General features: G+C 69.5%; 10 protein-coding genes. 9 read left to right on the top strand and 1 reads right to left on the bottom strand.

The genetic code is table 11. From position 1 onward, the window contains the following. Position 1: 1 nt before the first annotated feature. From AB0A90_RS29690 to AB0A90_RS29675, 4 genes are all read left to right on the top strand, one after another. A complete protein-coding gene (locus tag AB0A90_RS29690) occupies positions 2-1,225 on the top strand; it encodes a mandelate racemase/muconate lactonizing enzyme family protein (RefSeq protein WP_357254358.1) in 1,224 nt (407 codons plus the stop codon). A 107-nt stretch (positions 1,226-1,332) separates the two neighbouring features. Beyond that, positions 1,333-2,358: an alcohol dehydrogenase catalytic domain-containing protein gene (locus tag AB0A90_RS29685; protein ID WP_357254356.1), complete on the top strand. Its 1,026-nt coding sequence runs from the start codon at positions 1,333-1,335 to the stop codon at positions 2,356-2,358. Further along, complete coding sequence (locus AB0A90_RS29680; protein WP_357254354.1) at positions 2,355-3,116, top strand: SDR family NAD(P)-dependent oxidoreductase; 762 nt, start codon at positions 2,355-2,357, stop codon at positions 3,114-3,116. The genes AB0A90_RS29685 and AB0A90_RS29680 overlap by 4 nt, the downstream gene beginning before the upstream one ends. A gap of 70 nt (positions 3,117-3,186) precedes the next feature. Then, entirely contained in the window at positions 3,187-4,194 is a 1,008-nt protein-coding gene (locus tag AB0A90_RS29675) for an aldo/keto reductase (RefSeq protein WP_357254352.1), read from the top strand. A gap of 78 nt (positions 4,195-4,272) precedes the next feature. On the opposite strand, the gene AB0A90_RS29670 is transcribed toward AB0A90_RS29675, so the two are convergent. Continuing rightward, positions 4,273-7,821 (bottom strand): ThuA domain-containing protein, encoded by a 3,549-nt coding sequence (locus AB0A90_RS29670; protein ID WP_357254351.1) that lies wholly within the window; start codon positions 7,819-7,821, stop codon positions 4,273-4,275. A 525-nt stretch (positions 7,822-8,346) separates the two neighbouring features. Here AB0A90_RS29670 and AB0A90_RS29665 point away from each other — a divergent pair. The 5 genes from AB0A90_RS29665 to AB0A90_RS29645 are packed head-to-tail and all read left to right on the top strand — an operon-like array spanning position 8,347 to position 13,871. Continuing rightward, the gene (locus tag AB0A90_RS29665; protein ID WP_357254349.1) at positions 8,347-9,858 is read left to right on the top strand and encodes a sugar ABC transporter ATP-binding protein; all 1,512 of its coding nucleotides are present in this window, start codon (positions 8,347-8,349) and stop codon (positions 9,856-9,858) included. Beyond that, positions 9,855-10,829, top strand: coding sequence for an ABC transporter permease (locus AB0A90_RS29660; RefSeq protein ID WP_357254347.1), 975 nt, complete (start codon positions 9,855-9,857; stop codon positions 10,827-10,829). The genes AB0A90_RS29665 and AB0A90_RS29660 overlap by 4 nt, the downstream gene beginning before the upstream one ends. A gap of 2 nt (positions 10,830-10,831) precedes the next feature. After that, positions 10,832-11,815, top strand: coding sequence for an ABC transporter permease (locus AB0A90_RS29655; protein ID WP_357254345.1), 984 nt, complete (start codon positions 10,832-10,834; stop codon positions 11,813-11,815). A 13-nt stretch (positions 11,816-11,828) separates the two neighbouring features. Continuing rightward, positions 11,829-13,013 carry a substrate-binding domain-containing protein gene (locus AB0A90_RS29650; RefSeq protein ID WP_357254343.1) on the top strand — a complete coding sequence of 395 codons (1,185 nt, stop codon included), beginning with the start codon at positions 11,829-11,831 and terminating at the stop codon, positions 13,011-13,013. 6 nt (positions 13,014-13,019) lie between these two features. After that, complete coding sequence (locus tag AB0A90_RS29645) at positions 13,020-13,871, top strand: sugar phosphate isomerase/epimerase family protein (protein WP_357254342.1); 852 nt, start codon at positions 13,020-13,022, stop codon at positions 13,869-13,871. Positions 13,872-13,901: the final 30 nt, after the last annotated feature.

Genomic DNA, 13,901 nt, shown 5'->3' with positions numbered 1-13,901 from the left:
CATGCGGATCACGGGATATCGGACGCTCACCACGGTCCAGGAATGGGGGCGGCCCGTCGGCGATGCCAACGGGGTGTTCCCCGACGGGGTGGTTCCGGTCTCGATCGTCATCGTCGACACCGACGAGGGCGTCTCGGGAGTCGGCCTCGGGCCCCACGTCGAGATCGAGCGGATCTTCGCAGCCATCGAGGGCGAAGACCCCCGTGCCGTGACGACCCTGTACGACCGCATGTTGCGGCACACCTTCAAGGCGGGCCACGCCGGCCCGGTGTTCGGCACCATCGGCGCACTGGACACCGCGCTCTGGGACATCAAGGCGCAGGCCGCCGGCGAGCCGCTGTGGCGGCTGCTGGGCGGACGTGACCGGCGGGTCAACGCCTACGCGTCCGGACTGGACATCGGGCTCACCGACGACGAACTCGTCGCGGAGTACGAGGTCTACGCCAGTCACGGCCTGCGTGCCGCGAAGCTCAAGGGCGGTCTCGACATCGAGCGCGACCGGCACCGCCTCACCCTGGTCAAGGAGGTCCTGACCGAGGCGGGGCACGGCCGGCGACCGGGTCTCATGCTCGACGTCAACGAGGCCTGGACGCGCAAGCAGGCCGTCCGGCACGTCTGCGAACTCGAACGCTCCCTCGACCTCATCTGGATCGAGGAGCCCGTCCGACGCTGGGACGCGGAGGGCCTCGCCGCCGTCAGCCGAGGAGTCTGCGCGTCGGTCGCCACCGGGGAGAATCTCACCGGGCTCGAACAGTACCGGCCGCTGCTCGCCGCCGGCGCGGTCGACGTCGTCCAGATGGCCGCCGTCTGGGGGGTCACCCACTTCCTGCGGGCGTCCGCCCTGGCGCACGCCTACGACCTGCCGGTCAGCCCGATCGGCAACAGCCCGATCGGTCTGCTGCACGCCGCGACCTCGGTGCCGAACCACCTGACGAGTGAGTTGCAGGACCTGCACCCGCCGGTCGGCGTCTCCGTCGACCTGCACGTCGAGGACGGCGCCTTCATTCTCGGCGACGCACCCGGGCTGGGTGTCCGCATCGACGAGGAGCGGATCCGGACGGCCAACCACCGCCCGCAGGCGCAGACGGCCGAGAGCCCCAACGTCCGGCCGGAACGGGCCGGTCGGCGGCTGTTGGGCGGAATCGACGGGGTCGTCCCCGCCCGCCAGGTGCCCGTCGTGCCGCTGAACTACCGCAACGAGGTGTCGCCCACCGGGCGGCACTGAGCTGACCGCCAGAAACAGGGAACGCGTGGGTGCACCGCCATCGCGGTGCACCCACGGCCATGTCCGGTCGGCACGAACGACGTGCCGGCCGTCGAGACGGAGGATCGATGAAGGCAGTCGTCTACCGGGGGGCGCGAGACCTCGGAATCGAGGATCGCGACCCGGTCCCGCCGGGTCCCGGCCAGGTGCGGATCGAGGTGGCGTACACCGGGATCTGCGGCACCGATCTGCACATCTACCACGGCGACATGGACGCTCGGGTCGGTGACTCCGCGATCATCGGGCACGAGATGTCCGGCCGGATCGCGGCCGTCGGGCCGGACACCACCGGCTGGAGCATCGGGCAGCCCGTCACCGTGCTGCCGACCCGGCCGTGTGGAACGTGCGCTGCCTGCCAGCGCGGGCACTCCCACGTGTGTCACGCCATGAACTTCCTCGGCATCGACTCGCCGGGTGCCATGCAGTCCTACTGGACCGTGCCGGCGGAGCTGGTCCTGCCGCTCCCGGAGGATCTGCCGCTGGACCACGCGGCGCTCGTCGAGCCGGTCGCGGTCGCCGTGCACGACGTCCGCCGGGGCAACGTGACGGCCGACGACCAGGTGGTCGTGGTCGGCGGTGGGCCGGTGGGGGCGCTCATCGCCGTCGTCGCGCAGGGTCGCGGCGCGCGGGTGCTCCTCGTCGAGCCGGACCCGTTCCGTCGCGAGGTGGCGGCCGGGATCGGAATCGAGGCCGTCGATCCGGGCGCGACAGACGTCGTGGCACTTGTCAACGAGCGCACCAACGGCGCGGGCGCCGACATCGCCTTCGAGGTGTCCGGCTCCGCCGGCGGCGTCACCACCGCGGTCGACGTCCTCACCACCCGCGGTCGGCTGGTGATGGTGGCGATCCACCCCCGGCCCCGCGAGGTCAACCTGCACCGGTTCTTCTGGCGTGAGCTGGAACTGCTCGGCGCGCGGTTGTACCAGCGCGACGACATGGTGGAGGCGATCCGGTTGGTCGCCTCGGGCGAGATCCCGGCGCGACAGCTCATCTCCCGGGTGGAACCGGTCGAGGCGGCCAGTGCCGCCTTCACGGCACTGGAGGGTGGCGGCGTGATGAAGGTGCTGCTCGATCTGCGGGAGGGAAACCAGTGACGGCCCTGTTCGACCTGTCCGGACGCGTCGCCGTGGTCACCGGCGCCCGGCGCGGCATCGGCCTCGCCATGGCCGAGGCCCTGGCGCTGGCCGGTGCCGACATCGTGGGCGTCTCGGCCCAGCTCGAATCGGATGGCAGTGAGGTCGAGCGCCGGGTGCGCGCCGCCGGCCGCCAGTTCACCGCGCTGCGTGCCGACCTCGGCGACCGGACGGCCGTACACCAGTTGGCCCGGGATCTCACCGCTCTCGGGCCGATCGACATCCTGGTGAACAACGGCGGCACGATCGCCCGCACCCCGGCCGCCGAGCACCCGGACGAGATGTGGGACCACGTCATCGAGGTGAACCTCAGCAGCCAGTTCGTCCTGAGCCGGGAGATCGGCCGGACGATGGTGGAGCGTGGCCGCGGGAAGATCATCTTCACCGCCTCGCTGTTGAGTTTCCAGGGCGGCATCACCGTCCCCGGCTACGCCGCGTCGAAGTCGGGCATCGCCGGGCTCACCAAGGCGCTGGCCAACGAGTGGGCGGCCCACGGGGTGAACGTCAACGCCATCGCCCCCGGCTACATCGCCACCGACAACACCCAGGCGCTGCGCGACGACCCCGACCGCAACCAGGCGATCCTCGCCCGGATTCCGGCGGCCCGGTGGGGTCGCGCCGACGATCTCGGCGGTGCCACGGTGTTCCTGGCGTCCTCGGCGTCGGACTACGTCAACGGGGTCGTGCTACCCGTCGACGGCGGCTGGATGGGCCGATGACGGGCCGGCCGGTGCCCCTGGTGAGCGTCGGCGGCGAGCCCGTTCGCCGCGTACCCGGGCTGGCGGCGTCATGAGGACGCAAGCGCTGCCGCGTCGCCCGCAGGTGCGCCTCACCGAGCTGGGGTTCGGCGCGGCCCAGGGCGGCAACCTGTATCGGGCGACGACGGACGAGGAGTTCGCCGCGGCGGTCGACGCGGCGTGGGCGGCGGGCGTCCGGTACTACGACACCGCGCCGCACTACGGACTCGGGCTGTCCGAACGCCGCCTCGGCGCCGCGTTGCGTCAGCGGCCGCGCGACGAGTACGTCGTGTCGACGAAGGTCGGACGACTGCTGGTCCCGTCACCCGAGAACGCGCACCAGCGGGACTCCGAGGGTTTCGACGTTCCCGCCAGCCACCGCCGGGTGTGGGACTTCAGCCGCGACGGTGTTCTTCGCTCGATCGAGGCCAGCCTCGAGCGCAGCGGGCTGGACCGGATCGACATCGTCTACCTGCACGACCCCGACGAGCACTGGGAGCAGGCCGCGCACGAGGCCGTGCCGGCCCTGCTCGACCTGCGTGACCAGGGCGTCGTGGGTGCCATCGGCGCCGGGATGAACCAGTCGGCGATGCTGGCGCGGTTCATCCGGGAGACCGACGTCGACGTGATGATGTGCGCCGGGCGGTACACCCTGCTCGAACAGGGTGCGGCCGACGAACTGTTGCCGATCGCGGAGAACCGGGGGGTGGGCGTGGTCATCGCGGGCGTCTACAACTCGGGGTTGCTGTCGCGGGACCAGCCGCCGGCCGACGCCGTCTACAACTACCAGCAGGCCCCACCCGAGGTGATCGAGCGGGCGCGGCGGATCGCGGCGGTCTGCGAGACGTACGGGGTGACCCTGCCGCAGGCGGCACTCGCCTTCGTCCGCAGGCACCCGGCCGTGGTGTCGACGGTGGTCGGCGTCCGCACCGAGGCACAGGTGACCGAGACGGTACGACGGTCCGACGTCGCCGTACCGGAGGAGCTGTGGGGCGCCCTGACGGCGGCTGGGTTGCTCGCCGTGGCGCCCGGTCCGGGCACGGCGGACCAACCGAACTGACAAAAACGTCCCGGCCGGGACCGGCTCCGATTTCCGGACACCGGTCCCGACCGGGACGTCATCTGTTACCGCGACAGGTCACACCGCGGTGAACCGCCACTGCTGGTTGGCCGCGCTGTGGCAGGTCCACTGCAACAGTCGGGCGCCGTCGGTGGTGGCCGCGCCGTTGACGTCGACGCAGAGGCCGCTCAGCACACTCTTCACCGTGTACACGCCGGAGGTGCCCGTCGCGGTGGCGGTGAACTTCTGCTGGTTGCCGTTGTTGCAGGTGGCCTGCTGGAGGAAGGCACCCGCCGCGGTCGAACTGCCGACCACCTCGACGCACTTGCCGCTGTGCACCGCCTTGAGGTAGAGCGCGCCGTTACCGGCGTCGACGGCCTGCCACCTCTGGTTGTTGGCGCCGGTGTTGGCCCACTGCGTGATCTGGGCGCCGTCGGCGGTGGAGACACCGCTGACGTCCATCAGCTTGTTGCTGTGCTGCGCCGTGACCGTGTAGGTCTTGCCCGCCAGGCCACCGCCGGTGCCGGTGCCGGGTGTCCCGACGCCGTTCCCGCCGAAGGTGTGCGAGTCCAGATCGAACGAGTTGCTGCTGCCCTTGAACACCATGTAGAGCGTCTGTGTCCCGCTGGAGGCGGCGACGTTCACCGGAGTCGTGGACTGGTAGTTGTCCCAGCCGCCCGTATTGGGCACCGTGGTGGTGGCCAGCAGGGTGCCGGTCGGCGAGCCGGCGCGCAGCTCGATCGAACCGCCACCGGATGGCGACGACACCCGGTAGCTGACCGTCGAGATGCCGGACAGGTTCATCGGGCTGAACGCGATCCAGTCGTTGGTGGAGATGTCACCGATGCGCTTGGTGCTCTCCGCGGCGGCCTGGTCGATGACCCGGATGCCGGACTGGCTGCTGAAGTACTCGGACTGCTTGTGCTTCGGCTGGAGGATCGCCTGCGCGGTGCCGGTGAGCGGGGACCCGCCCCCCGAACCACCGTTGTCGGTGTACCGCGCGTTCAGCACGTAGAACAGGTTGGCGCCATCGGGGTGCCCACCGAGCAGGTCGGTGGAGATGGTGCCCGAGCAGCCCGGGTATTCGGTGGTCTCGTGCGCGTGGTCGTCGTGACCCAGCGCCGGGTTGAGGATGACCTTCGAACAGTCGACGGTGCCGCCGTCCGGATCGGTCACGGTGATCTGGTACGACACCTTGTCACCGAAGGTCAGCATGCCTCCGTTGCCCGGTGTGGTGATGGTGACCACCGGGGCGCTGTTGCCGACGGTGATCGGGACGTTGGCGAAGCCGGTCTTACCGGTGCTGTCGGTGACCTTCAACTGGGCCGTGTAGTTGCCGTTGGAGGTGTACGTCTTCGACGGGTTGGCCGCCGTCGAGGTGGTGCCGTCGCCGAACGTCCACAGGTAGCTCAGCGTGTTGCCGTCCGGGTCGGACGTGCCCGCGCTGCTGAACTGGACGGTCAGCGGCGAGGAGCCGCTGGTGGGTGTGCCGGTGGCCTTGGCGATCGGTGACCGGCCGCCCTGGATGTAGTCGATCCGGTAGAGCCCGGAGTCGCTGTTGCCGCCACCGAAGTTGGTGCCCCACTCCAGCAGGTAGAGCGAGCCGTCCTTGCCGAACTCCATGTCCATCGGCTTGTTGAAGTTACCGCCGGGCAGGAACGAGTTGGTGCGGGTCACCGCCGAGGAGGAGTCGAAGTGCACCTCCTTGATGTAGTTGCGCGACCACTCGTAGAAGAAGTGCACGCCGTCGTAGTAGGACGGGAACTTCGTCTGGGACGGGTTCGACGCGTCGTAGCGGTAGACCGGGCCGCCCATCGGGGCGGAGCCGCCGGAGCCCAGCTCCGGGAAGGTCGTCGAGGCGGGGTAGCCGTACCAGATGTTCGGCATGACGACTGGCTTCAGGCTGGTCAGGCCGGTGTTGTTCGGCGAGTTGTTGACAGGTGCCGAGCAGTTGAACTTCGAGCCGACGACGCCGGTGTCCGGGTTGTACGGCGCGTAGGGCTGGTTGTTGCCGTGGCAGAACGGCCAGCCGTAGTTGCCGGGCGTCTTGATCACGTTGAGCTCGACCAGGCCCTCGGGACCACGGTTGGTGGTCGGCGGGTTGCGGTCCGGTCCGTAGTCCGCCAGGTAGACCCAGCCGTTGGCGGGGTCGATCGAGAAGCGGAACGGGTTGCGGAAGCCCATGGCGTAGATTTCCGGCTTGGTCTGCGCCGTGCCCTGGGGGTAGAGGTTGCCGCTCGGGATGGTGTAACTGCCGCTGGCTCCGGGACGGATGCGCAGCAGCTTGCCGCGCAGGTCGTTGGTGTTGCCCGCGGTCCGGGCGGCGTCCAGGTTGGACTTGCCCGAGCGCCAGTCCAGCGGGGCGTAGCCCTGCCAGTTGGGGTCGAGGTTCGGCGGCGTGTCGTCGCCGGTGCCGATGTAGAGGTTGCCGTCCGGACCGAACTCGATGTACCCGCCGGTGTGGCCGGGCTCCGGGAAGGTCCGGTCCCGGTACGCCGGGATGTCGATGATCGTCACGCCACTGGACGTGTTCAGCGTGTCACCGCTCATCGTGAAGCGGGAGACGCGGTTGATGTCGGTCGAGCTGCTCGCCGGCGAGTGGTAGAGGTACACGTACCCGTTGGTGGCGAAGTTGGGGTCCAGCGCCATGCCGGTGAGGCCGTCCTCGCCGCCGGTGTAGACGCTCAGCGTCCCGGCGGTCACCGTGCTGTTGGTGGAGGGCTTGAAGATCTTCAGCTGCCCGCCGCGCTGGGCGTAGAACACCCGCCCGTCCGGGGCCACCGCCATCGCCATCGGGTCGACGGTGTTGTCGTCCAGGGTGCGCTTCTCGAAGTTGCTCCAGACGGTGCCGCCGCAGTCGCCGGGAAGGTTGCCGGCGGCCCACTGGATTCCGCCGAGGACGTGGTTGCGGAAGTTCGTCTCGCTGTAGGAGGCGATCGCGTGGCCCATCGCGGTGGCCCACACCCGTCCGCCGCCGGTGTTGCGACACCAGGAAATCGGGTGGTCCGGGCCCATCGCCCGGGCGCCGGGGTTGTACGTGCGCTCGTCGGCGGTCACCAGCACGTGCACCTTGCCGCGCGGGTTGGAGTCGAAGTTGTACCACTCCTCGCTGCGGTTCCACCGATCCGGCAGACCGGCCGTCGACGGGTGCTGCTTGTCGGCGACGATGGCGGTGCCGGGCAGCACGCCGGGGGAGTGCTCCGGCATGTGGGCGCCGCCGTTGATGGTGTTGTCCCACCACGGGTATTCGGTGTCGATGCCCATGTCGGTGGCATTGTGGACGGCCACGATGCCCTTGCCGCTGGCGAGGTAGCCCTCCACCGCCTGGCGCTGGGCGGTCGAGGTCCAGACCATGCCGGAGGTCTGGAGCATCACGATGACGTCGAAGGTCGCCAGGTTGGCAGCGGTGAAGACGCTCGAGTCCTCGGTCGCCACCACCTCGAAGTTGTTCGCTGTGGCCTGCTGCTGGACCATAGCGATCGCGGCGGGGATCGAGTCGTGCCGGTAGCCGGTGGTCTTGCTGAACACCAGGGCGCGGAAGGCTGGGGCAGCCGACGCCGGTGGGGCGAGTCCGAGAGCCAGTAACAGGCCCGCGATCACCGAGATGATCATCGTATTGCGACGCATGGCGTCTCCTAGGTTGGACGGACAACTCCGAGTGCGTCCACGGGCTCACCCTGCGTCAGGTTGTGCCTGGTCGCATGGTGGACACGAGTGCGCTGGTCTGTCCTCGTGCCGTTCGCCGAAACGGCAGTCAGACCCGCGGGACATCACAGAGGGTGATGGCGGCTGTGGTTCGTGTCCCGTGGTCCACAAGGTCAGGATGAGCTAGAGATTAACGGCTGTCAATGAATGGGGTGACGTCCGACGTCTTGCCCTGATGACGACGGCCATGTCCGAATCACTCGCGCACGGCGTCGCTGCCGGCCGAGTGATGGCCCTGGCAATCAGCCCCGGTCGAGGATTGCGGACCTGCATCCAAACATCTATGTTCTTCATACGTGTGATGTTTCGTCGATGTCAAGAGAATGTTCGCAACATAAAAACGGAAGTCTTCGCAGCTAGCTGCGAAAGTTCCGAGTCCGGCCGCGAGCGGGTCGGACGCTGGCCTGTGCACCTTGTTGATGACTACTATCTGTGAGGGCTTTCGGGATGTCAGATCCACCGCCGTCGCCGCTGCTCACCCTGCGGGGCATCGGCAAGTCCTTCCTCGGGGTACGCGTTCTCGACGGTGTCGACCTCGATGTCACGCCCGGCGAGGTCCACGCCGTCGTCGGTGAGAACGGCGCCGGCAAGTCGACCCTCATGAAGATCGTCTCGGGCGGGTACGCCCCGGACGAGGGCACCGTCGAGTTCGCCGGTGAGTCGCGCACGTTCCGTGGCCCGCGCGACGCCCAGCGCGCCGGCGTCGGCATCATCCACCAGGAGTTCAACCTGCTGCCGGAGCGCACCGTGGCGGAGAACGTCTACCTGGGCCACGAGCCGGTCCGGCGCGGGCTGGTCGACCGTCGGGAGATGCTCGACCGCACCACGCGCCTGCTCGCCTCGATCGGGGAGACCACGTTGCCCGCCGACGCCCGGGTGGGGCAGCTCGGCGTCGCCCAGCAACAGGTCGTCGAGATCGCCAAGGCGCTCGCCCTGGACGCGCGGCTGCTCATCATGGACGAGCCGACCGCGGCGCTCGCCGACCACGAGGTCGAGCTGCTCTACGGGTTGGTGCGCCGACTCCAGGAGCGGGGCATCGGTCTGCTGTACGTCTCGCACCGGCTCGCCGAGGTCTTCGACCTGTCCAGTCGGATCACGGTCCTGAAGGACGGCCGCCGTGTGACCACCGTGGACACCGCGAGCACCACCGGCGACGAGTTGGTGCGGCACATGGTCGGCCGGGAACTGTCCAGCTACTACCCGGACCGGGCCGCACCCGAGGACCGGGGTCCGGTGCGGCTCAACCTTCGCGACGTGGGCAACCGGAAGCTGAGTGACATCAACCTCCAGTTGCGCGCCGGCGAGGTGCTCGGCATCGGCGGCCTCCAGGGCTCCGGGCGGTCCGCGCTGGCCCGTGCGATCTTCGGGGTGTCGCCGTTCACGACCGGCGACGTCACGCTCGACGACCGGCCGGTCCGACTGCGCTCACCCCGCACCGCGATGCGGGCCGGCATCGCCTACGTCACCGAGGACCGCAAGGGCGAGGGGATCGTCCCCCGACAGTCGGTGCTCGACAACGCGCTGCTCGCCAGTCGGGCCGTCTTCGCGGCCCGGTCCGGCCGTGCGGCCCGGACCGTTCGGGTGCGCGAGCTGCTCAACGCCGTGGAGGTCCGTGGTGCGGGCGACGACCAGGAGATCCGGTTCCTGTCCGGCGGCAACCAGCAGAAGGTCGTGCTGGCCCGCTGGCTCGCGCTCAACCCGCGGATCCTGCTCTTCGACGAGCCGACCCGCGGCATCGACGTGGGCGCGAAGTCGGCCATCCACGACCTCGTCCGCCGCCTCGCCCGCGACGGGGCGGCCGTGCTGATGATCTCGTCTGACCTGCCGGAGCTGCTGGGTATGAGTGACCGCATCATCGTCATGCGGGACGGCCGTGTCGCGGGCGAGTTGCCCGCCGGCGCGAGCGAGGAAGAGGTCGTCACCCTGGCGGTCGGCGCCGTCCCGGCGGCCGCCGCATGAGCGCCCTGTCGCTCCTGCCGGCCCGGCGCCCCGTACCGGGCGTCTTCGTGGCCCTGACCCTCACCCTCGCGATCGGCTGGCTTGTCGTCCTCGTCGACGGTGGCCAGCTCTTCAACCAGAGCACGACGGTGAGTCTGCTGCACGTGGCGGCCGGCCTCGGGCTCGTCGCCGTCGGCCAGACACTTGTCATCCTGGGTGGGTCGCTCGACCTGTCGGTGGCGTACGTGATCAGCCTCAGCACCCTCGTCGCCGCCGAGACGATGAACGGCAGCGACGGCGCGGTGCTGCCGGCGATCGGCCTGGTGCTCGTCGTCAGCGCCGGCATCGGGCTGTTCAACGGGCTCCTCGTCACCAAACTCCGGGTCAACGCGTTCATCGCGACCCTCGGCGTCGGGTTGCTGCTCAAGGGCTACCTCGACAACGGCTACGACGGGCCGGCCGGCACCACCGCGCCGTCGCTCGTGCAGGCGCTCGGCTACCAGCGCATCGGCCCGGTGCCGGTGTCGTTCCTGCTGCTGGTCGCGGTGACCGCGGCGGCCTGGTTCGCGCTCTCGAAGACCCGCTTCGGCCATCACCTGGTCGCCGTCGGCGGGGACCCGGAGGTGGCTCGGCTCTCCGGCGTCCGCAACGACCGGGTCCTCGTCACCGCCCACGTGCTGTGCTCGATGTGTGCCGGGCTCGCCGGTATCTACCTCGCCAGTCGGCTCGGCTCGGGCGCGCCCCGCGTGGGCACCGAAGGCCTCTACGACCTGGAGTCGATTGCCGCGGTGGTGATCGGCGGCACCGCCCTCGCCGGAGGGCGCGGTGGCGTCATCGGCACGGTCGGGGGTGTGCTGCTGCTCGCCAGCATCGACGCGATCTTCAACCAGTTGGAGGTCGACGCCTTCTTCAAGCAGGTGATCCGGGGCGCGATCATCATCGCCGCGGTGGCCGTCTACGCCCGCCGGGCCATGCGAAAGGCGGCTGTCTAGTCATGCAGACCGTTCAGCGCCGTACGCTGCCGCTGCGTCTTCCGCGGGTCCGTCCCGGTGGCATCCTGCCGATCCTCGCGATTCTCGCGGTGTTGGTGGTGCTCGTCGGCATTCGACAGCCCGACTTCCTCTCCCCTCCGTCGCTGATGTCGTTCCTCGGGCGTTCGGCGCCGATCATCCTGCTCGCCGCCGGCCAGTACTTCGTGATCGTCTCCGGCGAATTCGACCTCTCGGTCGGCTCCCTGGTCACCGCGCAGGTGGTCGTGGCCGCCCGGCTCATCGACAGCGACCCGGCGCGTACCTGGCCCGTGGTGCTGCTGCTGCTCGCCTTCGGTGCGCTCGTCGGGCTGGTCAACGGCCTGATCACGACACGGCTGCGGGTGCCGTCGTTCATCACCACCCTCGGCATGTTCCTGATCCTGGTCGGCGCGGTCTACCTCTGGTCCGACGGTGCCCCGAAGGGTGGTCTGTCCGAGGAGTTCCGGCGATTCGGTCGGCGGGCGTTCGAGGACGTGCCGGTGCTCGGTCGCGTGCCGTTCGCGCTGCTGGTCCTGGTGGCCCTGGCGGTGGTGGCCGTGCTGCTGATGCGGTCCGACTTCGGCCGGACGCTCGTTGCCGTCGGCGACAACCCGCGCACCGCCGAGCTGAGCGGTGTACGCGTCTGGCGTACCCGCACGATCGCCTTCATCCTCAGCGGGCTCGCGGCGGCGGCCGCGGCGATCCTGCTGGGCGGCTACAGCGGCGTGTCGTTCCAGGCCGGCGCCGGCCTGGAGTTCGGTGCGATCACCGCTGTCGTCCTCGGTGGCGTCGCGCTGGGCGGGGGGCGCGGTTCGGTCGTCGGCGCGATGCTCGGTGCGCTGACCCTTGAGCTGCTGTTCGCCCTCATGAATTTCTACGGCGTCTCCGGCGCCCTCAGGTCGACCGTCCAGGGCGGGATCATCCTGCTCGCCGTGGCGGTCTCGGCAACGCGTTCTTCGTCGAGATAAAGGGGAATCCATAGTGCGACGTTCCATGGCGGCCTTGGCCGCTGTCACCCTGCTGTCCCTCACCGCCTGTGCCACCGACGAGCCCTCCGCGAGCCCCTCGGGCGGTGCCTCCACCGCCGCCGGATCGGGCACCGGGGAGCAGTCGAAGTTCTTCGTGCAGGCCGACTACGACGCCGAGCTCGCACTGCTCAGCGCGACCGCGACGGGCCCGGCCGACAAGCCGTGGGAGCAGGTGCTCAACCCGAAGCTGGTGGACACCGCCAAGTTCAAGAAGAGCGGCCCGCACAAGATCTGCTTCTCGAACGCGGCACTCAACAACCCGTGGCGGCAGGTCGGGTTCAAGACCATGCAGGCCGAGGTCGAGGCGCAGAAGAGCCGCATCAAGGAGTTCGTGCACGTCGACGCCGAAGGCAAGGACCAGAAGCAGATCGCGGACATCAACGACCTGCTCGGCAAGGGCTGTGACGCGCTGATCGTCTCGCCGAACACCACCGCCACGCTGACCCCGGCCGTCGAGGCCGCCTGCCAGGCGGGGCTGCCGGTCGTCGTCTTCGACCGTGGTGTCAACACGAAGTGCCCGGTGACGTTCATCAACCCCATCGGCGGCTACGGGTTCGGCCACGTCGGCGCCGAGTTCGTCAGTCAGAAGATGAAGCCCGGAGGTAAGGTTCTCGCTCTGCGGATCCTGCCGGGTGTGGACGTCCTGGAGACCCGCTGGTCGGCGGCGAAGGTGGCGTTCGACAAGGCGAAGGTCGACGTCGTGGGTGTCGAGTTCACCGACGGCGACCCGGCCAAGACCAAGAAGATCGTCGACGACTACATCCAGCGGTACGGCACGATCGACGGCGTCTGGATGGACGCCGGTGCCGTGGCGGTCGCGGCGGTCGAGGCGTTCCAGGACGCGGGCAAGCCCGTTCCGCCGATGAACGGTGAGGACCAGCTCGACTTCCTGAAGATCTGGAAGGACAAGCAGCTCACCGCGATCGCGCCGACCTACCCGACCTACCAGTGGCGTACGCCGATCATCGCGGCGCTGCGGATCCTCGACGGCGAGCAGGTCTCCAACCCGTGGAAGCTGCCGCAGCCGACCGTCACCCAGGACAACCTGGACAAGTACCTCGACGCGAACATGCCGCCGCTGCACTACGCGATGTGCGGCTGCACCGACCTGCCCGGCTACCCGCAGCGCTGGAAGTAGGACCTGATGTACGCCATCGGCGTCAACCCCTGGGTGTGGGCCTCGCCTGTCGACGACGAGGCCCTGGCCGAGCTGATCCCACGGATCGCCTCGTTCGGCTTCGACGCGGTCGAGTTGCCGATCGAGCAGCCCGGCGACTGGGACCCGGTCCGTACCCGGGATCTGTTGGCGGCGCACGGCCTCGTCGCCGCCGGCGTCTGCGCGGCCCTCTCGCCGGGGCGGGAGCTGGTCGACGCCGCGCCAGCGGTGGTCGAGTCGACGGTGGCGTACCTCAAGGGCTGCGTGGCGAGCGCCGCGGCCGTCGGCGCTGGATGCGTCGGCGGCCCGGTGTACGCCTCGGTCGGCCGCACCTGGCGGATGTCGCCGGCGGCTCGCGCGGCCTGCTACGCGGATTTCCGGCGGGCCCTGGCGCCGGTTGCCGAGCAGGCCGGCGAGTTGGGCGTGACCATCGGTGTCGAGGCGTTGAACCGCTACGAGACGAGCGTCGTCAACACGATCGAGCAGACGGTCGAGTTGATCGACGGGCTCCCGTCGAACGTCGGCATCATGATCGATACGTATCACATGAACATCGAGGAGGCCGACCCCTACGCGGCTCTGGCGGTCGCCGGCCCGCACATCAAGCACGTGCAGGTCAGCGGCTCCAATCGGGGCGCACCCGGTGCGGACCACTTCGACTGGCCCCGCTTCTTCACCGTCCTGCGGGACACCGGTTACCAGGGTGCGATCTGCATCGAGTCGTTCACCGGTGAGAACGAGGCCATCGCGGTCGCCGCGGCGATCTGGCGTCCGTTGGCCCCCTCGCAGGACCGTCTCGCCACGGACGGCCTGCGCTATCTCCGGGAGATCCTCGGGTGACCGCCCCCACCCACCGAGGCCCCGGCCCCC

This window comes from Micromonospora sp. NPDC049204 (genome assembly GCF_040647935.1).
Taxonomy (GTDB): Bacteria; Actinomycetota; Actinomycetes; order Mycobacteriales; family Micromonosporaceae; genus Micromonospora.
The sequence above is the reverse complement of the archived record's forward strand: the minus strand, read 5'-3'. Positions and strand labels throughout refer to the sequence as shown.